The 22,993-nt window shown below is 66.7% G+C and carries 22 protein-coding genes; 12 read left to right on the forward strand and 10 right to left on the reverse strand.

The genetic code is table 11. From position 1 onward, the window contains the following. Position 1: 1 nt before the first annotated feature. Positions 2 to 2,323 carry a methyl-accepting chemotaxis protein gene (locus Hhyl2_RS07500; protein ID WP_483550117.1) on the reverse strand — a complete coding sequence of 774 codons (2,322 nt, stop codon included), beginning with the start codon at positions 2,321 to 2,323 and terminating at the stop codon, positions 2 to 4. A gap of 185 nt (positions 2,324 to 2,508) precedes the next feature. On the opposite strand from Hhyl2_RS07500, the gene Hhyl2_RS07505 reads away from it, so the two are divergent. From Hhyl2_RS07505 to Hhyl2_RS07530, 6 genes are all read left to right on the forward strand, one after another. Beyond that, complete coding sequence (locus Hhyl2_RS07505) at positions 2,509 to 3,942, forward strand: protein kinase domain-containing protein (protein WP_483550118.1); 1,434 nt, start codon at positions 2,509 to 2,511, stop codon at positions 3,940 to 3,942. A 3-nt stretch (positions 3,943 to 3,945) separates the two neighbouring features. Then, positions 3,946 to 4,677 (forward strand): hypothetical protein, encoded by a 732-nt coding sequence (locus Hhyl2_RS07510; protein ID WP_483550119.1) that lies wholly within the window; start codon positions 3,946 to 3,948, stop codon positions 4,675 to 4,677. Between the two features lie 42 nt (positions 4,678 to 4,719). Then, a complete protein-coding gene (locus Hhyl2_RS07515; RefSeq protein WP_483550120.1) occupies positions 4,720 to 5,673 on the forward strand; it encodes an NADPH:quinone reductase in 954 nt (317 codons plus the stop codon). 30 nt (positions 5,674 to 5,703) lie between these two features. Then, entirely contained in the window at positions 5,704 to 6,414 is a 711-nt protein-coding gene (locus Hhyl2_RS07520; protein WP_483550121.1) for an SDR family oxidoreductase, read from the forward strand. A 262-nt stretch (positions 6,415 to 6,676) separates the two neighbouring features. Continuing rightward, positions 6,677 to 8,020: a sodium-dependent transporter gene (locus tag Hhyl2_RS07525; RefSeq protein ID WP_483550122.1), complete on the forward strand. Its 1,344-nt coding sequence runs from the start codon at positions 6,677 to 6,679 to the stop codon at positions 8,018 to 8,020. A gap of 49 nt (positions 8,021 to 8,069) precedes the next feature. Then, entirely contained in the window at positions 8,070 to 9,464 is a 1,395-nt protein-coding gene (locus Hhyl2_RS07530; RefSeq protein ID WP_483550123.1) for a sodium-dependent transporter, read from the forward strand. Position 9,465: 1 nt separating this feature from the next. On the opposite strand, the gene Hhyl2_RS07535 is transcribed toward Hhyl2_RS07530, so the two are convergent. Next, positions 9,466 to 10,434, reverse strand: coding sequence for a DMT family transporter (locus Hhyl2_RS07535; RefSeq protein WP_483550124.1), 969 nt, complete (start codon positions 10,432 to 10,434; stop codon positions 9,466 to 9,468). A 215-nt stretch (positions 10,435 to 10,649) separates the two neighbouring features. On the opposite strand from Hhyl2_RS07535, the gene Hhyl2_RS07540 reads away from it, so the two are divergent. Continuing rightward, a complete protein-coding gene (locus tag Hhyl2_RS07540) occupies positions 10,650 to 11,444 on the forward strand; it encodes a helix-turn-helix transcriptional regulator (protein ID WP_483550125.1) in 795 nt (264 codons plus the stop codon). Positions 11,445 to 11,449: 5 nt separating this feature from the next. Here the strand turns inward: Hhyl2_RS07540 and Hhyl2_RS07545 are convergent, their stop codons facing one another. Further along, the gene (locus Hhyl2_RS07545) at positions 11,450 to 12,073 is read right to left on the reverse strand and encodes a uracil-DNA glycosylase family protein (RefSeq protein WP_483550126.1); all 624 of its coding nucleotides are present in this window, start codon (positions 12,071 to 12,073) and stop codon (positions 11,450 to 11,452) included. Positions 12,074 to 12,226: 153 nt separating this feature from the next. On the opposite strand from Hhyl2_RS07545, the gene Hhyl2_RS07550 reads away from it, so the two are divergent. From Hhyl2_RS07550 to Hhyl2_RS07560, 3 genes are all read left to right on the forward strand, one after another. Then, positions 12,227 to 13,777, forward strand: coding sequence for an acyl-CoA carboxylase subunit beta (locus tag Hhyl2_RS07550; RefSeq protein ID WP_483550127.1), 1,551 nt, complete (start codon positions 12,227 to 12,229; stop codon positions 13,775 to 13,777). 2 nt (positions 13,778 to 13,779) lie between these two features. Further along, complete coding sequence (locus Hhyl2_RS07555) at positions 13,780 to 14,127, forward strand: DUF8022 family protein (protein ID WP_483550128.1); 348 nt, start codon at positions 13,780 to 13,782, stop codon at positions 14,125 to 14,127. A 94-nt stretch (positions 14,128 to 14,221) separates the two neighbouring features. Further along, positions 14,222 to 14,419: a hypothetical protein gene (locus Hhyl2_RS07560; RefSeq protein ID WP_483550129.1), complete on the forward strand. Its 198-nt coding sequence runs from the start codon at positions 14,222 to 14,224 to the stop codon at positions 14,417 to 14,419. Between the two features lie 30 nt (positions 14,420 to 14,449). Here Hhyl2_RS07560 and Hhyl2_RS07565 read toward each other — a convergent pair whose 3' ends face one another. Both Hhyl2_RS07565 and Hhyl2_RS07570 read right to left on the reverse strand, forming a co-directional pair. Then, a complete protein-coding gene (locus tag Hhyl2_RS07565; RefSeq protein WP_483550130.1) occupies positions 14,450 to 15,214 on the reverse strand; it encodes a sensor domain-containing protein in 765 nt (254 codons plus the stop codon). A 56-nt stretch (positions 15,215 to 15,270) separates the two neighbouring features. Next, the gene (locus Hhyl2_RS07570; protein ID WP_483550131.1) at positions 15,271 to 16,113 is read right to left on the reverse strand and encodes a DUF4097 family beta strand repeat-containing protein; all 843 of its coding nucleotides are present in this window, start codon (positions 16,111 to 16,113) and stop codon (positions 15,271 to 15,273) included. 161 nt (positions 16,114 to 16,274) lie between these two features. On the opposite strand from Hhyl2_RS07570, the gene Hhyl2_RS07575 reads away from it, so the two are divergent. Together Hhyl2_RS07575 and Hhyl2_RS07580 are read left to right on the forward strand one after the other, a co-directional pair. Next, the gene (locus tag Hhyl2_RS07575; protein ID WP_483550132.1) at positions 16,275 to 18,128 is read left to right on the forward strand and encodes an acetyl/propionyl/methylcrotonyl-CoA carboxylase subunit alpha; all 1,854 of its coding nucleotides are present in this window, start codon (positions 16,275 to 16,277) and stop codon (positions 18,126 to 18,128) included. Positions 18,129 to 18,181: 53 nt separating this feature from the next. Continuing rightward, positions 18,182 to 19,111, forward strand: coding sequence for a biotin--[acetyl-CoA-carboxylase] ligase (locus tag Hhyl2_RS07580; protein WP_483550133.1), 930 nt, complete (start codon positions 18,182 to 18,184; stop codon positions 19,109 to 19,111). Between the two features lie 2 nt (positions 19,112 to 19,113). Here the strand turns inward: Hhyl2_RS07580 and Hhyl2_RS07585 are convergent, their stop codons facing one another. Genes Hhyl2_RS07585 through Hhyl2_RS07605 form a run of 5 tightly spaced genes read right to left on the reverse strand, consistent with a single transcriptional unit; the run spans position 19,114 to position 22,936 of the window. Then, positions 19,114 to 19,590 (reverse strand): universal stress protein, encoded by a 477-nt coding sequence (locus Hhyl2_RS07585; protein ID WP_483550134.1) that lies wholly within the window; start codon positions 19,588 to 19,590, stop codon positions 19,114 to 19,116. Between the two features lie 59 nt (positions 19,591 to 19,649). After that, positions 19,650 to 20,060, reverse strand: coding sequence for an SHOCT domain-containing protein (locus tag Hhyl2_RS07590; protein ID WP_483550135.1), 411 nt, complete (start codon positions 20,058 to 20,060; stop codon positions 19,650 to 19,652). Positions 20,061 to 20,096: 36 nt separating this feature from the next. Beyond that, the gene (locus Hhyl2_RS07595) at positions 20,097 to 21,119 is read right to left on the reverse strand and encodes an amidohydrolase family protein (RefSeq protein WP_483550136.1); all 1,023 of its coding nucleotides are present in this window, start codon (positions 21,117 to 21,119) and stop codon (positions 20,097 to 20,099) included. Positions 21,120 to 21,140: 21 nt separating this feature from the next. Then, complete coding sequence (locus Hhyl2_RS07600; protein WP_483550137.1) at positions 21,141 to 22,364, reverse strand: HD domain-containing protein; 1,224 nt, start codon at positions 22,362 to 22,364, stop codon at positions 21,141 to 21,143. Between the two features lie 38 nt (positions 22,365 to 22,402). Next, positions 22,403 to 22,936 carry a protein-tyrosine phosphatase family protein gene (locus Hhyl2_RS07605; protein WP_483550138.1) on the reverse strand — a complete coding sequence of 178 codons (534 nt, stop codon included), beginning with the start codon at positions 22,934 to 22,936 and terminating at the stop codon, positions 22,403 to 22,405. Positions 22,937 to 22,993: the final 57 nt, after the last annotated feature.

Genomic DNA, 22,993 nt, shown 5'->3' on the forward strand with positions numbered 1-22,993 from the left:
GTCAGTCGTCGGTTGCAGCGGTCGCCTGCCCAGATCCGTCACCGGGTGCAGTGTCGACCTCGAAGCGTTCGAGTAGCGATTCCAGTTCCTCGGCACGGTGCTGGAGTTCTCCGGCGGAATCGGAGACCTGCGCGATCGAGGCCGCCTGGTCCTCGGCCGCACCGGCGACGGTGTCGGCTTCGGTCGCGGTCTGCTGGCTGATGGTGGTCAGGTCGTCGATCGTGCCCATGACCTCCTGGGCGGTCCGGGCCTGCTCCTCGGTCGCACGGTCGATCTCCTGGATACCGGTGTCGACCTCCTCGGTGTACTGGACGATGGTCTCCAGTGCGTCGACGGTCTCCTCGACCGTCTCGACCCCTTCGGTGATGCGTTCGCTCGTCGACTCCATCGTCTCGACGGTGTCGCCCGCCTGGGACTGGATGCGCTCGATGCGCGCTTCGATATCGCCGGCGGCCTCCTTGGTCTCCTCGGCCAGCGACTTGATCTCGTCGGCGACGACGGCGAACCCGTCACCCTGGCCGTCGGCGTGTGCGGCCTCGATTGACGCGTTCAGCGCCAGCATGTTCGTCTGCTCGACGATGGAGGTGATGACGCTCACGATCTCGCCGATCTCGTCGAGGTCCTCGTCCAGGGCGTTGATCTCCGCGACCGTCGCTTCGGTCTCGTCCTCGATAGCGTTCATCTCAGTGATGGCCTCCTGTGCGGCCTCGCGGCCGTCCTCGCCGACCTCGGCCGCAGATTGCGAGGTGTCGGCGACCTGCTGGGCGGACGAAGCGACCTGCTGGGCGGTCGCAGAGAGGTTCTCCATCTCGCTGGCAGCGGATTCGAGACCTTCGTTCTGTTCGGTCGTCCCCTCGAAGATCTCCTGGATCGACTTCGAGACCTGCTGGCTGGCCCGGTCGACACGTTCGGCGTTCTGCTCGACGCGCTCGCTGGACTGCATCACGTTGCCCGTGAACGAGCGCACGTCCGCGATGAGGTCCTCCAACGCGTCGAGCGTGGTGTTGATCTCCTCGCCGACCTCGGCCATCGCATCGCTCATGCTCTCGGTGTCGACGCGTGCGGTCAGGTCGCCGTCCGCGGCCGCTTCGAGCGCGCGGCTGTATTCCTGGGCTTTGAGTTCCAGATGTCCCGACAGGGCTTCCATCTCGTTGCGCTCCTGTTCGACCTCCGAACGCGCCTCCTCGGCGGACTGTTTGGCCTCCTCGGCCTCTCGGCGGGCTGTTTCAGCCGCCGATATCTGCTCGTCGAGGTTCGTCCGCATGTTGTCGAACGCCGAGTAGAGCGTCCCGAACTCGTCGGTCCGGGTCGTCTCCAGATCCACGTCGAGGTCGCCGTCGGCCATCGTCTCGGCCTTCGTCGAGAGGCGCCGCAGCGAGACGATGGTGTTACTGCCGATGGTGACGCCGACGAGCCCCAGGTTCACGATAGCGAGGAGGATCAGGCCGACGAGGTCGGAGTTGATCTGGCTACTGAGGGCGTACGCCTGTTCGGGGTTCGAGTGGACCATCACGACCCAGTCGTGGCCATCCAGTCGCGTCAGTCCCATCAGCATCGACTCGGTCTCGACGAAATCGCTCTGTCCTCCCGCCAGCGATCCGAGTCGGTCGCCGTCCATCGTCGCAATGGGTGCGGTCGTCCCGATCATCGAGACGTTCGGATGTGAGATGAACTGTCCGTCGGTACTGACGACCGTGGTGTACGACCCCGCTCGCTGGTTCGATATCTCGTCGGCCTTGGCCTCCAGGTCGGTCATGTAGACGAGTGCTTTGCCGTCCGACCCAGGGACTGGAGAGACCACAGCGATGATCGGGTGGTCGACGATCGAGACGGAGAACGGTTCCGTGACGTGTGTGTCGTCGGGCCCGGAGAACGCCGGCGGGTTCGTCGCGAACGCAGCACCCTGTGCAGCGGCGTCGACACCGACGAACTGCTGGTTCGAACTGGCGACGATCTCACTGGTCTCGGTGTCGACGTAGTGGACGGCGACCACGTCCGGCGGGACAGCCTCGTCCTGGACCATCCCTTCGAGTCTGTTCTGTATCTCGGACTCCGTGCCATCGGTGAAGATGGGGAGTCGCGACGTCGTCCGGACGTCACGCCGAGTCGTGGTCAGCCAGGCGTCTAACTGTCCCGCTTGCGTATCCGACAGTGCCGTCATGTCGGCGGCGACATCGTCCTCCAGCGTAGCGGAGGCCTGCACGCTGATGACGGCACCGAACGCGACGACGACGACGATAGCAAACGCGAGAGCGACACCGAGTCGCGTGGCGTAACTATCCCCCACAACACTCGGAAGCAGCGTCTCCCTCTCCTGTGTCATCTCTCTTGGCTAGGAAAAATTCGCTCTAAAGCGTTGGTCTCCTATTCTCACCACTGATAAACGAACAGGAGGCCGCTACCGCAGAGATGGGTTATATTGTGGGTCCGTCGGTCGCGGACTGTCGTGTGGTACCCGACAGCATAATAGCGATCGAGCGTCCTATCTTGAGAGAAGCGAGAGCAAGTATGACCACCGACTCGCCGAGGGGAGGGGGCCCCCGCAGACTCATCGCCGACGTCATCACCGGGGCTGTGACCGGCCGAGAGCACGTCGCGTCCCTGCTGGGACTCCTCGACGTGGGTGACGAGCAGGTCAGTCTGGGTGCGGCGACGGCGCTCTGTGTCGTCGCCGAGGAACACCCGGAGTCGGTGACGATACTCGTCCGTCGACTCGCCGACAGGGCGGGCGACGATTCGCTGGCGACCGAACTGGCCCTCTCGTATCTGGCCGCCCGGTATCCCACAGTGGTCTCGGACGTGCTGGACAGTATCGACGGCGAAGCGAGCGAGCGGCTCCGGCGTCGGAACTCGGAGGGACACGGGAACGTCCTGCTTGATCGCTCGCCGCTCTCGAACCGGGACGTCGGCCGGACCTCGCTTCCTGGCGAGGGGGCCGATCCAGGGCCCCAGCAGGTGTACACAGCCGATGACTCCAACGAGGAGGGCGACCCCGATGGTCGCGCCGGCAGCGGCGACGAGTCGAACGAGGAGACGGACGACGAGGACGGGAGCCGACTCGGGAACAGACCGCTGGTACCCGACGCCGACTGGCTCCCGATCGTGGAGTACGAGAGTTCCTTCGAGCGACTCTCGATTCTCGCTCCACGTGACAGCCACCGATACGGCGACAGTTACCGGACGCTCGGCACGCGCGACGAGGAGGAGTACGCACTGGCGATCCGGCTGCTGAACCGGCCCCAGGAGAACACTGGCGAGTTCGTGGCCGACATCGAGTCCCGCTTCGAGGAGTGGGAGAGCGTCAGCGACCTGGACAACGTCTGTACGCTGTACGACTGGCACACAGAGCCGGGGCTGTGGGCCGCGACAGAGTACACCGCGGAGACGCTGGCCGATCAGGAGCAGTTCGATCCGATGGACGCTGTCTGGCACGCCACGCAACTGGCGGGCGCCGTCACGACGCTCCACGAGCGTGGTGTCGTCCACGGCGGGATCGACCCCCAGAACGTCGCCTACTACGGGAACCTCCTCACCGAAGAAGAGCGCCAGCCACCGCTGCTCGACAACGTCGGGTTGATGCACGTCTACCGCTACTACTTCACCCCGGCGACGTATCTCGACCCGCGGTACGCCGCGCCGGAGTACTACGACCGCCGGTTTGGCCGGATCGACCACGCGACGGACATCTACCAGCTCGGGGCTGTCTGTTTCCGCCTGTTCACCGGGCGGTCGCCGTACGCTGGCTCGTTCGAGACGGTGAGAGAGCGGGTGGTCGATGGCGAGGCCCCGGTGCCCAGCGATGTCGCCGACGTACCAGACGCCGTCGACGACGTGGTCGGCAAGGCGATGGCCAGACAGAAGCTTGCCCGGTACGAAACAACCAGCCAGCTGACACAAGAGCTACGTGCCCTGGGTGACCCAGACACGGATAGTGGTGACTAGCCGGTGCAGGTAGGCGGGATCAGGGTCGAACTACAGTTCGTCGCGGACAACCCGAACCTCACGTTCATCTTCTTCATCGCACTGACGCTGCTGGCGGTGCTCGGTGCCCGGTTCAGCTTCTACGCGTACCTGAACCGCCAGGCGAGCGACCTGGTCACCGACCACCGACTGTGGGACTACCTCGTGGCTGTCGGCGCGCTGGCGGTCGCGTTCGCCGTCCTGGGGATCCTCGAAATCGTCTCGACACTCCAGTTGCCGATCAAGAGCGGCCTGCTGCTGGCTGACGTCCTCGTGCTCGCGACGACGATGCGCCTGCTCTATCGCAGCATCGTTCCACCCACCGAATCGGGGCTCGAAGAGTACGAGGAGCCACTGACACAGGCAGCGGTCCTGGCTGTCGTCGTCGTCACCCTCGGCCTCGCCGTGACGGGACGACATGCTGCCGTCGTGGGAATGATGGGGTTCAGCGCGATCACCTTCGCCACAGCAGGGGTCTCGTTCGGCCACCGCGGGGCCGCAGAGACGCGCGTCCAGGGCACTGTCATCGATACGCTCTTGCGACACCTCCTCCCGGTGTTGCTGTTCGCTGCGCTCGTCCCGGTGGTCGACCTGGCGACGCTGGCCGGCCTCGACCGCGCCATCGTCCTGCACGTCCAGGTCGTGTTCGTCATCATGACCGCGACGACGCTGATGACTGCCACGATCAAACTCCGGCAGAACCTCGCGACGCTGTGAGCGAGCACAAGCGATTTGAGGACACCGCCGGACGGTCCGACAATGCGTGCTGTCCAATTCAACGAGTACGGTGGTCCCGACGTGCTGTCGGTCGTCGACGTCGAGCGACCGACGCCCGACGACGACGAGGTGCTCGTCGCCGTGGAAGCGGCGGCGATCAATCCCGTCGATACCTACTTCAGAGAGGGAGCGTACGAACCCGGGGCGGTGCCCTGGACGCCGGGTAGCGACTGCGCGGGGACGGTCGTCGAGGCCGGCAGCGAGACCGACTGTGAGGAGGGTGACCGGGTCTTCGCGACTGGCCTGGGCAACTGGCACCAGGGGACCTGTGCCGAGTACGCCGTCGTCCCGGCGTCGATGGTGGCGCGGCTCCCCGATTCGGTCTCGTTCGAGGCGGGCGCAGCGATGGCACTCGTCGGCGTGACCGCCTGGCAGTCGCTGCTCGCGGCCTGTTCGCTCGACCCTGGCGAGCGAGTCCTCGTCCACGGCGGGAACGGTGGCGTCGGCCACCTCGCGGTCCAGCTAGCCGATGCGACCGGCGCTCGCGTCACGACGACGGCCAGGCCCGCCTTCCACGACGACCTCTCGACGCTGGGTGCGGACGACGTCCTCGACTACCGCCGGGACGACCTGGAGTCGGCCGTCGTCTCGGCCGGTCGGCCGGACGTCGTGCTCGACCACCGCCTGGACGACTACCTCGCGTTCGACACGCGAGTCGCCGCCCAGGGTGCTCGCATCGCCGCCATCGGGAACTCCGACCCGGCGGCGACGTTCGAGGACGTGCCCGGCTGCCGGGCCAAGGCCCTCTCGGTCCACCACGTCTCGATGTTCAACACGCCCGATTTCGGGGCCGTGCTCTCCCGGTTGGCGACCCTGGCCGACGACGGGGACATCACCCCCGTTGTCGCACGCGAGTACGATCTGGCAGGCGTCCCCGAGGCTCACCGGGCCGTGCTGGCGGACAGCTTCCTCGGGAAACTGGTCGTCACCCCCTGATTTATCCACTCGCCGCCCGTCACTGGGTGTATGTCAGTCGACTTCGATTTCGACGGCGACGTAGCGCTCGTGACCGGTGTCGGCGGCGCGCTGGGTAGTGCGGTAGCGACGGCGTTCCTCGAAGCCGGTGCCACGGTGTGTGGTGCCGACGTCGTCGAACCCGACAGCGAGGATTTCCTGCTGTCGGAGACAGGTCGAATCGACTTCTATCAGGGTGACTTCACCGACGAGGACGACGTCGAACGTGTCGTCGCGGATATCGTCGACGAACACGGACGACTCGATTATCTCCTGAACATCGCCGGCACCTGGCGCGGTGGCGACCCGCTCCACGAGACCGACGCCGACACCTTCGACTTCCTGTTCGGTGTCAACCTCAAGACGATGTTCCTGGCGTCGAAACACGCAATCCCGCATCTTCAGGAGACGGAGGGCGCCATCGTCTCCGTGTCGGCCCGCTCGTCACTGGAGGGTGGGACCGGCGACGGGCTCTACCGCGCGACCAAGGCCGGTGTCCGGCTGCTGACTGAGACCATCGCCGAGGAGAACCTCGGGACCGTCCGGGCGAACTCGGTGATGCCAAGCGTCATCGACACGCCGATGAACCGCGAGATGATGCCCGATTCGGACTTCGATTCCTGGGTCGACCCCGCCGAGATCGCCGCTGTGATGCTGTTCCTCTGTTCCGACGCCGCGACAGTCACCAGCGGCGCCGCCGTGCCCGTGTACGGCGAGGCGTAGTCGGAGACAGAAATCTCGGGGCCCCGGCGACACCCCGAGGAGCCGTCCACACACGGAGGTAAATCAGTCCAGGTGCACCATGACTAATGCACTCGATCGATCATCGGTTCCGGTATGTGTGGACAGTTCACACGAGAGACGGGTCACTCAAATAACTTTGTAAGCCGGCTATGTACTGATCCGGATAGCACGCCCGTACAGCCGGGACTCTCGGTCCGAAACCAGAGCGGTTATGCCTGCCAACAGGGTAGCGCCGCCGAGCATGACACAACGAGAGACGTGGACGAGCCGTGTCGGATTTCTCGTCGCAGCCATCGGGAGCGCAGTCGGCCTCGGAAACCTCTGGCAGTTCCCGTTCAAGACCGGCGTCAACGGCGGTGCGGCGTTCGTCGTGTTCTACCTGCTCGCCGTCCTGCTGATCGGGTTCCCGGCGCTGCTGGCGGAGTTCGTCGTGGGACGGCGGACGAACGTCAACGCCGTCGACGCGTTCGGCGAACTCGGCCACCGTGGCTGGCGTGTGGTCGGCGGCATCGGCATCGTCACCGGCTTCTGGATCCTGTCGTACTACAACGTCGTCGGCGGGTGGGTGCTCCGGTACATCCTGGGGAGCGCTACCGGCGCCTACTTCGAGAATCCGGGCCAGTACTTCGGGGCCGTCTCCGCCGGGCCGGAGGCCGTCCTCGCGCAGGCGCTGTTCCTCGGACTGGTCGTCGGCATCGTGGCGCTGGGGATCGAGGACGGGATCGAGAAGGCGACGAAGGTGATGGTCCCGAGTATCGTGGTGTTGATGCTGGCGATGGCTGCCTGGGTAGCGACGCTCCCCGGCGCCGGCGCGGGGTACGCGTTCTTCCTGTCGCCGGACCTCGGAACGTTGCTCGGCAACGCGGGGAGCATCATCCCCTTTGCCGTCGGGCAGGCGTTCTTCACGCTCTCGCTCGGGATGGCGATCATGATCACCTACTCGTCGTACGTCGGTGACGACGACAACCTGCTCCTCGACGGCGGTGTCGTCGTCGTGACGAACACGCTCGTGGGTATCCTCGCCGGACTCGTCGTGTTCCCCATCCTGCTGACCATCGACTACCAGATCACGGGGACGACTGGTGGCCCCGGGGCGCTGTTCGTCGCGACGGCTTCGGGGTTCAGTTCCGTGCCTTTCGGTCGCCTGTTCGGCGTCGTCTTCTTCGGCGTCGTCCTGATCGCGGCGCTGTCCTCGGCGATCAGTCTGCTGGAGGTGAGCGTCTCCTGGGCAAACGACAACTTCGGCATCTCCCGGCCCGTCCTGGCGTCGGGCCTGGGCGTCGGGCTGTTCGTCCTGGGGCTCCCGTCCGCGTGGGACACCGTCTGGCTGACCTGGTTCGACAACTTCGCCTACCAGCTATTCCTCCCGCTGTCGGCCCTGCTCGTCGTCGTCTTCGTCGGCTGGGTCCTCGGCGACGAGGCGGTCGCGGAACTCCGCCAGGGGACCAGCGGCCTCGGTGTCGTCGGCCCGGTGTGGCTGTGGGCGCTCAGACTCGTCGTGGTCGCCGGCATCCTCGTGACGCTGGGGCTCGGAGTCGAGACGATGTTCCTGGGGGACGACCCCGCCGTCTTCCAGCCGTTCTGACACCTACCGTCTCGGAATCCTTTTCGCCGTCCGTACTGACCGCCGGACAATGGCGAGAACCACGTGGCGCACGCGACTCGGGTTCGTCCTGGCTGCCGTCGGGAGTGCCGTCGGCCTCGGGAACATCTGGCGGTTCCCCTGGCTGACCGCACAGAACGGCGGCGGCGCGTTCCTGCTGCTGTACCTGCTCGTCGTCGTTCTGGTCGGTGTCCCCGGGCTGGTCGGCGAGATGGTCATCGGCCGCCGGAGCGGGCGGAACCCGGTCGGCGCGGTCGGTTCGCTGGGCGGTGACCGGTGGCGACCGCTGGGCGGCGTCGCGCTGGTCGCCTCGGTCGTCGTGCTCTCGTTCTACTCCGTCGTCGGGGGGTGGATCCTCCGGTACACGCTGGCGAGCGCGACCGGCGCGTACTTCGACGCGCCCCAGCAGTACTTCGCCGCCATCGACTACGGTATCGGTGCAGCGGGCTTTCACGCGCTCTTCCTGCTGGCGACGGCAGCGATCGTCTACCTCGGCGTCGACCGGGGGATCGAACTCGCGACGACCGTCATGGTCCCCGGCATCGTCCTCATGCTCGGTGCGCTGGCTGCCTGGGCTGCCACCCTCGACGGCGCGGGCGCTGGCTACGAGTTCTACCTCTCGCTGGACGTCGGTTACCTCCGGGCGAACTTCCTGACGGTACTGGGTGCCGCGGCGGGACAGGCGCTATTCACGCTCTCTGTCGGGGCCGGTGCGATGCTGACGTACGCCTCCTACATCGACGAGGACCGTTCGCTGGCCGCCGACGGGACGATCATCGCCGCCCTCAACACCGGTATCGGCCTGCTCGCCGGCCTCGTCATCTTCCCGCTGCTGTTCTCGCTGGACGTGTCGCCTGGCGCGGGTGGCCCCGGCGCGCTGTTCATCAGTCTGGCCGGTGCGTTCGCCGACCTCCCGTACAGTCGCGTCGTCGCCGTGGTCTTCTTCGGTGTCGTCCTGCTCGCGGCGCTGTCCTCGGCGATCAGTATCTACGAGGTGCTCGTGTCGTATCTCGTCGACGAGCGCGACCTGTCCCGACCGACGGCGACGGCCGCGATCGGTGCCCTCTTCCTGGTGAGCGGGACCGGCGCAGCGCTCTCCCCGTCGCTGTTCACGCTGCTCGCGGACACGATCGCCAACCTCGCGCTCACCGTGGGCCTGCTGGGGTTCCTCCTGTTCGACGGGTGGGTACTGGGCCGGCTCGCGCTGGCGGAGTACGAACTGGGCGCCGGCCGAATCGCGAGAGCCGCCGGCCGCCCCTGGTTCGCCGCCGTCGCAGTCGTGTTGCCGCTCTTTCTCGCGTTCACGCTCGTGACGGGGGTCGGGAGCGTCGTCGGGACGAGCGTGACAGCGCTGCAGGCAGGCGCCCTGGCCATCGGAATCGTGGCGGTAGCCGTCACCCTGTTCTCGCGGGCCGCACGGTCCTGACTCAGTCCGCCCTGAAGCCACGGACCTCGCCGTCGACGACGTAGTGGTTCACGTCGGCCTCGTAGCCCGGGCGAAGCCGCCGCAGGTCGACAGACTCGCTGCCCAGGATCGCGAACCCGGCGAAGATGGTGAGGAAGCCGGCAGCAGCGGTCGAGGAGACGGTCTCACCGAGCAGTGCCCACCCGCCCAGCGTCGAGACGGCCGGGACGAGGTAGAACACCAGGTTGGCGCGGATCGCGCCGGCCTCGTCCAGCAGGCCGAAGTAGGCGATGTAGGCGACCGCACCGGCGAAGAGACCGACGTAGGCAAGCGCCAGGAGTCCCGGGACGGTCCAGGCGACCGCACCGACGGACTCGCCCGCCGCGATGCTCAGCCCGTGGGTCAGCCCTGCGGCCAGCGGCAGCCCCCAGGCGACACGGACGGTACTGGAGAGGCCGCTGTCGGCCCAGCGGATGAGGACGCTGCCCAGTGCGGCGGTGACCGCGCCGGCGAACAGGACCACTTTCCCGAGGCCACCGGCAGCGAACATCGCCGGATCCGGGTCGACGACCAGTGCGACGCCCAGCAGGCCGACGACCATCCCGACGGCACCGCGGCGAGAGAGCCGTTCGGTCGACAGCAGGAACGCAGCGAACACCGGCGTCAGGATGGGATTCAGACTGAACAGGATGGCGGCGACGGCGCTGGTCGCGGACTGCTGGCCGACGAACAGGAGCGCGTTGGTCAGTCCGATCGCCAGCAGTCCGGTGGCGCCGATCCCGAGCAGGTCGCCGCGGGTGCGGGGAATCAACTCGGCCCGGGAGCGCGTCGCGACGACGTAGGCGGCCAGTGCCACTGCCGCAACGTCGAACCTGAGCGCCACGAACAGCAGCGGTGGAAAGAACTCCAGGCCGGCCTTCACGGCGACGAACGTCCCGCCAAACAGGACGCTCACGGCCGCCGCGAGACCGAGGACGCGACGTGACATCATTCCGACATCACCACCGTCGACACGGTGGACTGCTCCAGAGAGATCACAACGAGGGACTGGCTCATCACGGGTAGACACAGGAGCCAGTAGGGCATAAGGTCGTTTAGAAACTCTTACACGACGGGAAAGGGCTGCTGTCCGTCGGGCGATCGGCACGGCGTGAAACTCTTGCACGGCACGAAAGCCATATCCGCTGGGGGCGGGAACTGGCTGGCATGGAATCCGCGCTGGCGGAGATCGAGTTCCTGGCACTCTCGCCCAACCGGGTGACGGTGCTGTCCGCACTCGCGTCGGGCCACCACACCCGGAGCGAACTCGCCGACCGAACCGGCGCCTCCCAGGCCACGCTCGGCCGCATCCTGGCCGACTTCGAGGAGCGTTCGTGGGTGCGACGGGAGCGCGGTGGCTACGTGGCGACGGCCACTGGTCGCCTCGTCGCCGACGGCTTCGACGACCTGCTGGCGATCGTCGAGGCCGAACAGTCGTTACGGGACCTCGTTGCCCACCTGCCCAGCGAGGCCATCGACTTCGACCTCCGTGAACTGGCCGACGCGACGATCACGACGCCGACACAGACCCGCCCGAACGCACCCCTGCAGCGCCTGCTGGACCTGCTGTCGGGGGCCGATACCGTCTACGCGTTCTCGCATGCGTTCAACGACCAGAGCCTCGGCGCCGTCCAGGAGCAGGTCGTCGAGCACGACCAGGCGTTCCGTGGCGTCTTCTCGCGAGCGGCCATCGAGGCGCTCGCCGACGACCCCGGACTGCGTGACCGACTGGTCACGCTGCTGGACGCCGACAGTGCCGCGATCCGCATCCGCGACGACCGGATCCCGCTGGCGGCGATGGTGACCGACGACGTCGTCTTCCTGCTGTTGCGCGACGAATCGGGCATCCTCCGGGCCGGCATCGACACGGACGCTGCCGCGGTCCGCGAGTGGGCCGACGAGACGTTCGATCACTACTGGGAGACGGCGACGCCGCTGGAACCGAGTGACCTGCAGGACTGAGAGCGTTATCGGACCCGCCAGACCTCGTCGCCGGGAAGGAACCGACCGAGTTCGGCCTCCTGTCGGTAGTCAGTCGCCAGCAGCGCAGTGAGCGCAGCGACCAGGGCGTCCTCGTCAGCGTCGGTCCAGTCGTGTGGGTCCTTGATCGGGTAGACGAGCCAGCCGCTGCCACGGACCTCCGTCGCGTGCAGCTTATCCATATCGACGGTGTCGGCCGGTTCTGCGGTCATGTTCGCGAAGACGTGCCTGGTCGCCCGCTCCCCGACCGGGAGCAGGACGTGGGAGGTGATCGCCCGGACCTCGGTGTCGAACATCGGTTCGTGGTCGGCGTAGTCGTCCGCCGTCGGGTCGCGGTCACCACAGAGGAACAGATAGGAGAGGTACGTCTTGTCGACGGTCGGCGGCGTCCCTGTCTCTTTCAGGAGTCCGCCGGCCAGCAGCGCCCGCTGGAGTCGCTCGGCGGCAGGCGTCCCGGTGAACGGGATCCCCGACTCGGTGCCGCCGTGGACCCGAGGATTGTCCCCGATGACGTGGAAATCGGCGTTGGCGTCGCCGTAGCCCGGGACGAACGGCTCACACGGCGCGTCGAAACCGAACGGGTTGTGCTGCGTTGCCGTGATGTTTTTCACACGGGATGGAAGGTCGTACCCCCTCAAAACTCCGGCGGTTCGGACGCTCACGGTCGTTCAGGTGAGATCCCTCGCTCGACTCGCGCGGGTAACGCTTTTCTCGTCGGCCCACGACAGCGCGGATATGTTCGGGTCCAGGAGCCGTGATGTCGCATGAGCCACGACGACCGCGTCGAGGACCTCCGCGAGCGCAAGGAGGCGGCCGAGAAGGGCGGTGGCGAGGAGCGTATCGAGTCCCAGCACGAGAAGGGGAAACTCACTGCCCGCGAGCGCATCGACTACTTCCTGGACGACGACACGTTCGTCGAGATCGACGCTCTGCGCGAACACCGCTCGACGAACTTCGACATGGACGAGCAACACGTCCCCGGCGACGGCGTCGTCGTCGGCTACGGGAAGGTCGACGGGCGGCGCGTCTACGTCTTCGCCCACGACTTCACCGTCTTCGGCGGGTCGCTGGGCGAGGCGTTCGCCCAGAAGGTCTGTAAGGTGATGGACCAGGCCATCGAGAACGGCGCGCCGATCGTCGGGCTGAACGACTCGGCCGGCGCACGCATCCAGGAGGGGATCGACTCGCTGGCGGGCTACGCCGACATCTTCCATCGGAATCAGCAGGCCAGCGGCGTCGTCCCGCAGATCTCGGCGATCATGGGCCCGTGTGCCGGCGGCGCCGTCTACTCGCCGGCGATCACCGACTTCGTCTACATGGTCGAAGACACCAGCCACATGTTCATCACCGGCCCGGACGTCATCGAGACGGTCACCGGCGAGGAGGTCGGCTTCGACGAACTCGGCGGAGCCAAGACCCACGCCAGCGAGTCCGGCGTCGCACACTTCACGGCCGCCGACGAGAAGGCCGCGATGGACGACATTCGCTATCTGCTCTCCTTTCTCCCCCAGAACAACGTCGCCGACCCGCCGAGCGTCGAGCCCTGGGACGACCCCGAGCGCCGGGACGAGTCGCTGGTCGAGACGGTCCCCGACGCCCCACAGAAGCCATACGACATGATCGAGGTGATCGAGGGCGTCGTCGACCAGGATTCGTTCTTCGAGGTGGCCGAGGCGTTCGCACGCAACATCGTCACCGGGTTCGCCCGTCTGGACGGCCACAGTGTCGGTGTCGTCGGCAACCAGCCACGGGTCAACGCCGGCACGCTGGACATCGACGCCTCGCGGAAGGGCGCTCGCTTCGTCCGCTTCTGTGACGCGTTCAACATCCCGATCCTCACGTTCGTCGACGTCCCCGGCTTCATGCCGGGCAAGGATCAGGAGCGCAACGCCATCATCAACCACGGCGCGAAACTGCTGTACGCCTACTCGGAGGCGACGGTGCCGCTGCTGACGGTCATCACGCGCAAGGCCTACGGTGGCGCCTACGACGTCATGGCCTCGAAACACGTCGGCGCCGACGTCAACTACGCCTGGCCGACGGCCGAGATCGCCGTGATGGGTCCCCAGGGTGCGGTCAACGTCCTCTACGACGACGAACTCGAATCGGCCGCGGACGTCGAGGCCCGACGGCAGGAACTCATCGACGAGTACCGCGACGCGTTCGCGACACCCTACATCGCCGCCAAGCGGGGGTTCGTCGACGACGTGCTCGAACCGCAGGACACCCGCCCGCGGCTCATCGCCGACCTGGACCTGCTGCGGGGCAAGCACGACGACCAGCCCGACCGGAAACACGGCAACATCCCACTGTAACAATGGCAACAGAGACCGATCCAGAGACGGACGCATCGACCGAGACCGACGAGGTAGCCGAACCGACCGTGGACCCAGCGGTAGTCGAATCCATCGCCAGTCAGGTCCCGGACGCCTCGACCGAGGAGGCGGCCGCCATCGCGGTCGCCATCGGGGCGCATCTCGCCGACCGGGACCGTGCCGCTGCCGCCGCCGCTGCCGCCGCAGCAGCCGGCACCGAGGACACCTGGGACGGGAAGGAGTGGAGCTTCTCCGAGCGCGTCCGGGCGACCCAGCAACAGCACGTCCGCGTGCCGGGTGAGACGCCGACGGATCCCTGGACCGCGGCTGGCAGAACCGACCGGATGTAAGCTGGCAGCGCTGACATCCCCGAGCCGCGAACACGACAACGGCCGCTGAACATACCGTCGTGATCTTTGTTTCCGCGGAATAGTGGTTGTATTAATGGCAGGTGCTGAGGGGGACGACTCGGGTGAGCGTGACCGGGCCGACACGTCCTGGGGAATGGCGCCGATGTTCAGCAGGCGAGCGGTGCTCGGTGCGGGGCTCGCGGTCGGGGTACTCGGAACGGTACTCGACGTCCCGTCGCTGCTCCGGGACGACAGCGACGACGAACCGTCACCCAGCCCGACCGACACCTAGATGCCGCTCCTGTGGCCCCTTCGACGCTCGTCAGGCATCGTCGGATCCGCCGAAGAGTACCCCGACGGGGTCGTACGCGCCGTCCAGAAGGAGTGCCGTCAGCCAGCCCGTGAGGCGTGCGAGCACGTTGAGAACGTTCAGCGTCGCCAGCGAGACGACGAGACCGGCCGCGGCGACCACGAGCGCCTCCGGGAGCGTTCGGACCCGCCAGTAGCCGACGCTGAACACCGTCTTGACACCGACCAGCAGGTTGTTCCACACGACGTACAACGCCGGGTGGAACTCGATGGGGCGGTCCGTCGGGATACCGACGTACACCGCTGGATCGCCGTAGTACAGCGGCATGAACAGCATACTGAGTCCCGTCGACAGTGCCGCGGTGAGCAACGTCACCGCGAGCAGGCCGACACCGAACTTCACGAGCAGATACGCCAGCGGTGTCCACGTCCGGGGGTCGGTGAACAGCGACAGCGCGCGTTCTCGGGCTGTCGTTCCCGAGAGGGCCGTCCGGGCGTCGATGTCTCGACCGAGCAGAATGTTCGTGAGACGGCGCTCGATTCCGGCGAGGGCCAGACAGAGGACCGCGGTCGCCGCCAGGACCGCCACTCCCACGAGTACGACCGACAGCGCGAGGCCGAACGCGACGCCGAAACTGACGACGAAGACGTACGCGATGCCGGCGGGAAACGCCAGTAGCAGGTACAGCAGGTTCCGGTAGGTCTGTGGTCGGAACGGCGTACCGACGAATCGTCGGGCACCGCGGGAGAGCGTGGCCGTGTCGAAGAGGGGACCCATTCTGTCATCCCGTGGTCCCCGGATGGATATAAAATTCCACGGTGTGGCCGTTCCCGCTACAGCGCGTGAACGGTTACGTCGCCGGTCGTGGACTCGATCCGGAGGGTCGGCCCGCCGTCACCCAGCGTGCCACGGACCGACTCGCCGGCGGGTTCGCTCTCCGTCTGCCTGTTCGACAGCGAGAGGCCGGACAGTTCTACATCGCCGTTCGAAGATGTCGCCACGATTCGCGCGTCCAGCGCCGGTGTCACCTGTGCGACCACGTCACCGGTGTCGGTGCTGATGACCGTCTCGCCGTCGATTGCTGGGACGTCCACCGAGACGTCTCCGGTGTCGGTCGTCGCGCCGCCGAGGACGTCCGGCGATCTGACCTCGACGTCACCGGTCCCGGACTCGGCGTCGACGGTGCCGCCAGCGCCTTCCATCCGGACGTCGCCGGTGTCGGTCTGTGCCGTCAGATCCCCTACGATGTCCGTCGCCTGGATGTCGCCGACGTCGGTCGTCACCACATCGACGGCCAGTGACGAGGGAAGGTCGGCGTCGATGTCCATCGAGGGACGACTCGAGAAGAGGCCCGTACTCCCACTCCAGCGAGCGGCGAGTTGCAACGCGTCGCTCTCGCGGGTCGTCTCCAGCGACAGGTCCGTGACGTCGGTGCCGACAGAACTGGCCTGCTTGACGGTGTGGACACGGACGCTCTCGCGGTCGCTCCCACGCAGCGTCACGTCCCCGGTGCTGTTCCGGACGGAGAGGGTAGTCGCCTCACCTACCGGGATCGTCGTCGTCGATTCGGTCCGCTTGCCGACGAACGGGGTCGACCCGGTGCACCCGGCGACGGTGGTCAAGGCGGCGACGGTAGTGCCGGCGAGGAACCGCCGGCGCGTTACGTCTCTGGTCACACGTGTTCGTTGTCGGTAACACCCCTTGAACATCAGTTTCCGGTTGCAGGCCCACCAGACGGCCGGAGGTTTTTTGTACCAGTCTTTGGCGACCGTCACGTCAGGCGGACCGGTGGCGGACTCCGCATAGTTTTATGGGCCGACTCTCAGTATGAGGGGGTATGTTCGACAAGGTGCTCGTCGCCAACCGCGGGGAAATCGCGGTACGCGTCATGCGTGCGTGCGAGGAGTTGGGCATCGGTACGGTGGCGGTGTACTCCGAAGCCGACAAACACTCCGGTCACGTTCGCTACGCCGACGAGGCGTACAACGTCGGGCCGGCGCGTGCGGCCGACTCGTATCTCGACCAGGAGGCCATCATCGACGCCGCGAAGCAGTCCGGCGCCGACGCCATCCACCCCGGCTACGGGTTCCTCGCCGAGAACGCGTCGTTCGCCCGGAAGGTCGAGGAGACCGACGGCGTGAAGTGGATCGGCCCGACCGGAGACGCGATGGAGAGCCTGGGCGAGAAGACGAAGGCCCGCAAGATCATGCAGTCGGCGGACGTCCCTATCGTTCCGGGGACGACCGATCCCGTCGAGGACCCCGAGGAGGTCGTCGAGTTCGGGGAGGAACACGGCTTCCCGGTCGCGATCAAGGCCGAAGGAGGCGGTGGCGGGCGCGGGATGAAGATCGTCCACGACCCAGAGGAAGCAGAAGAACAGCTCGAATCCGCGAAACGCGAGGGCGAGGCCTACTTCTCGAACGACTCTGTCTATCTGGAGCGGTTCCTGGAGAACCCACGCCACATCGAGATCCAGATCCTCGCGGACCACCACGACAACGTCAGGCACCTCGGCGAGCGTGACTGCTCGCTCCAGCGGCGCCACCAGAAAGTCATCGAGGAGGGACCCTCCGCGGCGCTCTCGGACGAACTCCGCGAGAAGATCGGTGAGTCGGCCCGCCGGGGCGTCCGCGAGGCCGACTACTACAACGCCGGGACCGTCGAGTTCCTCGTCGAGGAGGACCCGGACCGCGAGGCCGACGAAGTATTGGGCCCGGAGACGAACTTCTACTTCCTCGAGGTCAACACCCGTATCCAGGTCGAGCACTGCGTCACCGAGGAGATCACGGGCATCGACATCGTCAAGTGGCAGATCAGGGTCGCCCAGGACGAGACGATCCCCTTCGCCCAGGACGACGTGGAGATCGACGGCCACGCGATGGAGTTCCGGATCAACGCCGAGAACGCCGCTGAGGACTTCGCACCGGCCAACAGTGGCTCGCTGGAGACCTACGACCCACCGGGCGGCATCGGCGTCCGGATGGACGACGCGCTCCGGCAGGGCGACGATCTGGTGACCGACTACGACTCGATGATCGCGAAACTCATCGTCCACGGCTCCGACCGCGACGAGGTCATCGAGCGCGGTCGCCGCGCCCTCGGGGAGTTCGACGTCGAAGGGTTCCCGACGGTCATCCCGTTCCACCGCCTGATGCTCACCGACGAGGAGTTCGTCGCCTCGACACACACGACGAAGTACCTGGACAACCACCTCGACCGCTCGCGCATCGAGGAGGCCCAGGAGAAGTGGGGCGCCGACACCGGGGACGACGACGGTGACGAGGACGAGGAGGTCGTCGAACGGGAGTTCACCCTGGAGGTCAACGGCAAGCGCTTCGACGTCGAACTCGAAGAGCGGGGTGCACAGCCGATCCAGGTCGGCGACATCGACCTGGAGGACGGCGGCGGCGCCCGACCGGACCGCCCTGGCGGCGGCGACGGCTCGGGTGGTGGCGGTGACGGCGGGTCCAGCGCCGAGGGCCAGGAGGTCACCGCAGAGATGCAAGGGACCATCCTCTCGGTCGAGGTCGACGAAGGCGACGAGGTCGAGTCCGGTGACGTCCTCTGTGTGCTCGAAGCGATGAAGATGGAGAACGACATCGTCGCCGAACGCGCCGGCACGATCAACGAGATCGCCATCGGCGAGGGCGACTCCGTCGACATGGGCGATCTGCTGTTCGTCATCGGATAACGTCCCGGACGCGGTCCGGCCACTTTTTGTCTGCTGCAATCCTAGCCGGTGGTATGCAGGAGACGCGCCATCGGGTCCTCGACGCGCTCGCCGCGGGTCCGGTCTCGGGACCGGATCTGGCCGACGAACTCGGTATCTCACGCTCTGCCGTCTGGAAACACGTCGAGGCGCTCCGCGAGGAGGGGTTCGACGTCGAGAGTACTGACGGCGGCTACGAACTCACGGGTGTCCCGGAGTTCGGCGGCTCGGCCGTCGAGTACGGGCTGGACGCACCCTTCGACATCGAGTACCAGGACAGTATCCCCAGTACGAACGCCAGAGCACGCGAACGAGCGGCCGAGGGAGACGAAGACGTCGTCGTGCTCGCCGACGAACAGACCGGAGGACGGGGCCGACTCGACCGCGCCTGGGCCTCGCCAAGCGGCGGCATCTGGCTCTCGGTGCTCTTCCGGCCCGACGTCCCGATGGCACACGCGCCGATCTTCACGCTCGCGGCGGCGGTCGCCGTCACCCGTGCGGCCCGCGAAGCCGGCGTCGACGCGGGCATCAAGTGGCCCAACGACGTGCTGGTCGACGGTCGGAAACTGGTGGGGATCCTGACCGAGATGGAAGGCGAGGCCGACCGCGTCTCCTGGGTCGTCGTCGGCATCGGTATCAACGCCAACGTCGAGCCGTCGGCCCTCCCATCGGATGCAGACCCGACGACGCTCCAGGCGGCCCGTGGCGAACCGGTCGACCGGCGGATGTTCGCCCAGCGCGTCCTCGAGGAGTTCCACGACCTGCGCAGCGACGTCGACAGCGTCCTCCCGGCCTGGCGCGAGTACGCGACGACGCTCGGCCAGCAGGTCCGCGTGGAGACACCCGGCGAGACGATAGAGGGAGAAGCCGTCGACGTCCAGTTCCCGGGGTCACTCGTCGTCGACACGGACACCGGCGAGGTCACCGTCACCGCCGGCGACTGCGATCATCTCCGTCCGGTCTGAACCTACTCCGCTGCGACACCGTGGTGCTCCGCAGACGGCTCCTCCTCCGGCGTCACGCCGACGGGCACCGTGACGACGGGGATCTGTGAGGCCCGAATTACCTCCTCGGCGACCGACCCCAGGAGCAGTCGGTCGATGCCGCCCCGTCCGTGTGTCCCCATCACGACCACATCACAGTCGTGTGTCGCCGCGTACTCGACGATCTCCGCGCTCGGCCGTCCCTCCGAGACCGAGCCTTCGACGGGGACACTGCCGACGAGACGATCGACCGTCTGGAGCGCCAGGTCACCTTCTTCCTGTAGCATGTCGGTGACGCCCTCCCAGGTCATGTCGGCCGGCAGCGTCGCGAACCGTGCGGTATCGACCACGTAGAGCGCATGTATCTCGGAGCCGTGTGTCTCTGCCAGTGACGCCGCGTGACTGACGACGTCCTCCATCCCCGCCGTCCCATCGGTCGGGAGCAGGATCCTGTCGTACATATAGAATGATTGGTTCTTCGACACCTTAGGAGTATGGTACTCGGTATCGAATAACACACTCACTCAAGTTCGCGTTCGAGGTCGGCGATCTCACTGTCGATGTCGGTGTCGTCCTGTTCGCGCATCTCCTGTTCGAGGCGTCGCTCGAACTCCCGTTCGGAGATCTCGCCGCGCTTGTACCGCTCGGTGAGTCGCTCGACGGGGTCGGCTGGCAGCGCGTCCGTCTCGATGTCGGCCGTCCTGTCCGCAGCTGTCGCGTCGTCGCTTCCGAGGAGCGACGAGAGCAGCCAGTAGGCCACGTACGCGACGGCGCCGAACAGCAGGCCGGTCACGAGTAGGCCGAGCAACGCCGCGATGATGTTCTGTACCACCGCCAGGATGGCCCCGGCAACCACCAGCGCTGCGAGGAATGCGACGCTTCCGAGGACGAGTTTCCCGACCGTTCCGAGGGCTCGATCTGTGGAGGGCATCTCTCGGGAATACGGCTGCCGACCGGATAAAGACACCTACGCGTCCGGGAGTACGACGCGATCGACGTCCGCCACGCCCGCACGCCTGACCACCGCACGGACGGGGTTCTTCGCTCCGGCGAGGTTGTCCGTGTCACCGTCGAGGACCTGCACCCTGGCTGGCCGCCCGGTCTCGATCACCCCACAGTCGAGGCCGGCGATCTCCGCGCCGTTGACCGTCGCCATCTGCAACACGTCGCGGGCCGACTGGTCGGAGAGTTTCTCCGTCAGCGCCATCTCGCGGAACATCGACGGGCTGTTGAGCATCACGTTGTCGGTCCCCAGTGCGACTGTGGTCCGTGCTGCCAGCGCGTCGACGGGGGGCTGGCCGACGCCCGTGTCGAGGTTCGAGCGCGGGCAGACGACGACTGGGATCTCGCTGTCTGCCACCCGGTCGAGGTGGAGGTCGGCCGCGTGGACCATGTGGACGAGGAAGTCCGGGTCGAGGTCGAGCGCGGGGTTGATATCCGAGGCGTCGACCTCACCGGCGTGGATACCGAACAGTTTCCCTGCGTCGGCCGTCGCCCGGCGCTCGGCGGCGAACTCGCCGTCGTTGGCGCCGCTGGCACCGAACCCGTCGGCCCGCTCCATCGCGTCGGCAGTCTCCCGACCGAGGACGATGCCATCCAGCGACGCGTCAGTCAACGCTGCCTCGATCGCACGGACTCCCTCGACTCCACCTTCGCGGAACTCGATGAAAGTCCCAGTGCCGGCCCGTTCCATGAACGAGATCGTCCGTCGCATCCCACTGACGAGATCGTCAGTAGTCGCCGCCCGGAGCAGGCGGTGTTTCAACCCGTCCGGCGGGGCGACCAGTTCTTCGAGCGTCAGCCCCTCGCCGGCCTCCTTCGCGATGGAATCGCCGATGTGGGTGTGGGCGTTGACGAACGCCGGACAGACGATGTCGTCGCTCTCGACGGTCGCCTCCTCGATGGCGGTTATCTCCCCGTCCTCGACGACGACTCGGCCCTCCACGGGGTCGAACGTCCGCCCGCGGAGGATCGTCCCTTCGAGAATCACAGGTATCGGTCCGTCCGTCGGTCAGTTAAACTCATCGAGGGTGGCGTGGATACCGGTCCGGACGTCCCGGACGCGGGCACCGTCGAGATCGAGCCCAAGTTCCCGGATCGCGACCTCACCGATCCGCTCGCTCGTCTCCGCAGGCGCGTAGACACCCAGTCGCCACTGGTCGCGCTGGGCCGCTCGCAACGCACTGACCAGTGTCGACTGTTCGCCCAGTTGCCGGACCTCGCCGTTGACGAGCACCCGACTCGTCGACTCGGTCATCGACGGTTCGGAGGGGATATCCAGCAGTACCGAGTCGGTGTCGACGTCCGCGGCGGCCGCGATCTTGTCTTCCAGCGCTCGAATGTCCCGGTGATCGGCGTCCAGGAGATCGTCCGGGACCGCGGAGTACTCGGCCCAGACCGCTCGTTTGTACAGGTTCCGATGGCTCATCCGCTGGGCGTATCCCTCGGTCTCCTCGCACTGGCGGAGTCGTACGAGCAGGTCGTTGTCGTCCCACCGACGGAGGTCGTGGGCGGTCCAGTTCGTCGCTGTCAGGAGTCGTTCGGTCCCCCGTCGCAGCATCGTCTTGGCGATGCGAGCGACGTGATGCTGATAGACGGTCGGGTTCATCAACCCACGGGCGAGCAGGAGGGATTCGGCAGCCTGGACGTTTCCCTCGTCGAGGACGAGTTCGCCGTCGACCAGACGGAGTTCCCGCAGGAGGCGCTCGTGGTCGATGGTCCCGTAGGGAACGCCGGTGTGGTGTGCGTCCCGCACGAGGTAATCCATCCGATCGACGTCGAGTTCGCCCGAGACGAGTTGTCCGAGGTCGCCGTCGCCCGCGACCAGGTCGGCGACCCGATCCGGGTTGAGTCCGTGCTCGCTCAGGACGCGAGCGACGGGGCCCGTGTCGATGAGTTCGTGGACGTCGTCGTGGTACTTGCCCGTCCGACGGTGGACGACGTCCTCGACGTTGTGACTGTACGGGGAGTGACCGATGTCGTGCAGGAGGGCCGCCGCTCGGACCCGCTCGGCTTGTCGCCCGCCGATACCGAGATGGCCGACCGCCTGGTCTGCGAGGTGATACACCCCCAGCGAGTGCTCGAACCGCGTGTGGTTCGCGGAGGGGTACACCATCGTCACCGTCCCGAGTTGCGAGATGTGACGGAGGCGCTGGACGGGCGGCGTCTCCAGCAACGCTTCGGCAACGCCCTCGACCGCGATGTGGTCGTGGACGCTGTCCTTGATCGTTGTCATCGTCCTCGTCTTTGCCGGCTCCAGTGAAAATGATTCGGCTACGCCACCCTGCGTACCGAGGCCAACAGGTCGAGTAGCTCCGACTCCGTGGCGTTACCGGCGTTGACCGCGTCTCTCGGTGCCCGCCCCATCGACTCGACGGTCTCGATGGCACGGTTCGGCCCGTAGTCGCGGGTGTAGACGAGCCAGGCTGCCAGCACCTGTCCGGTCCGGCCGATCCCCGCCAGACAGTGGACCACTACCCGCTGTTCGTTCTCCCGAGCGTCCGTGAGGAACGGGATGATCTCACCGTGCAGCGCCTCCTCGGGAACGAGATGGTGGTCGGGAACCGGTGTGTGACAGACGTTCGCGTCGCCGAACGAGGTGCGGTACCGATCGAGGTTCGAGCCGCTCGCATCCAGTTGCCGGCCAGGGAGCAGACAGCAAATCCGCTCGATGTTTCGTTCGTGGAGGGCGTCGATCCAGTCGTCGAGTGAGTCCGTATGCGAAGCCGCGGAGTGCCATCCAGGCGCGCACGCTCCGAAGACGTACCTCTCGTCGGGCGCCGCCGGCGCGAAACGGTGTGCGTTCATCGGTAATGCTGCCAGTTGGCACAGACATATGAGTCTACTAACTTGAAGCTGCCCGCC

This window comes from Haloarcula sp. H-hyl2, assembly GCF_056934385.1.

Coding starts and splice junctions, on each gene's coding strand:
- Hhyl2_RS07530 (WP_483550123.1), top strand. CDS start 8,070: ATGGCGAGAACCACGTGGCGCACGCGACTCGGGTTCGTCCTGGCTGCC.
- Hhyl2_RS07535 (WP_483550124.1), bottom strand. CDS start 10,434: ATGATGTCACGTCGCGTCCTCGGTCTCGCGGCGGCCGTGAGCGTCCTG.
- Hhyl2_RS07525 (WP_483550122.1), top strand. CDS start 6,677: ATGACACAACGAGAGACGTGGACGAGCCGTGTCGGATTTCTCGTCGCA.
- Hhyl2_RS07560 (WP_483550129.1), top strand. CDS start 14,222: ATGGCAGGTGCTGAGGGGGACGACTCGGGTGAGCGTGACCGGGCCGAC.
- Hhyl2_RS07505 (WP_483550118.1), top strand. CDS start 2,509: ATGACCACCGACTCGCCGAGGGGAGGGGGCCCCCGCAGACTCATCGCC.
- Hhyl2_RS07520 (WP_483550121.1), top strand. CDS start 5,704: ATGTCAGTCGACTTCGATTTCGACGGCGACGTAGCGCTCGTGACCGGT.
- Hhyl2_RS07565 (WP_483550130.1), bottom strand. CDS start 15,214: ATGGGTCCCCTCTTCGACACGGCCACGCTCTCCCGCGGTGCCCGACGA.
- Hhyl2_RS07600 (WP_483550137.1), bottom strand. CDS start 22,364: ATGACAACGATCAAGGACAGCGTCCACGACCACATCGCGGTCGAGGGC.
- Hhyl2_RS07550 (WP_483550127.1), top strand. CDS start 12,227: ATGAGCCACGACGACCGCGTCGAGGACCTCCGCGAGCGCAAGGAGGCG.
- Hhyl2_RS07580 (WP_483550133.1), top strand. CDS start 18,182: ATGCAGGAGACGCGCCATCGGGTCCTCGACGCGCTCGCCGCGGGTCCG.
- Hhyl2_RS07515 (WP_483550120.1), top strand. CDS start 4,720: ATGCGTGCTGTCCAATTCAACGAGTACGGTGGTCCCGACGTGCTGTCG.
- Hhyl2_RS07590 (WP_483550135.1), bottom strand. CDS start 20,060: ATGCCCTCCACAGATCGAGCCCTCGGAACGGTCGGGAAACTCGTCCTC.
- Hhyl2_RS07575 (WP_483550132.1), top strand. CDS start 16,275: ATGTTCGACAAGGTGCTCGTCGCCAACCGCGGGGAAATCGCGGTACGC.
- Hhyl2_RS07585 (WP_483550134.1), bottom strand. CDS start 19,590: ATGTACGACAGGATCCTGCTCCCGACCGATGGGACGGCGGGGATGGAG.
- Hhyl2_RS07555 (WP_483550128.1), top strand. CDS start 13,780: ATGGCAACAGAGACCGATCCAGAGACGGACGCATCGACCGAGACCGAC.
- Hhyl2_RS07500 (WP_483550117.1), bottom strand. CDS start 2,323: ATGACACAGGAGAGGGAGACGCTGCTTCCGAGTGTTGTGGGGGATAGT.
- Hhyl2_RS07605 (WP_483550138.1), bottom strand. CDS start 22,936: ATGAACGCACACCGTTTCGCGCCGGCGGCGCCCGACGAGAGGTACGTC.
- Hhyl2_RS07540 (WP_483550125.1), top strand. CDS start 10,650: ATGGAATCCGCGCTGGCGGAGATCGAGTTCCTGGCACTCTCGCCCAAC.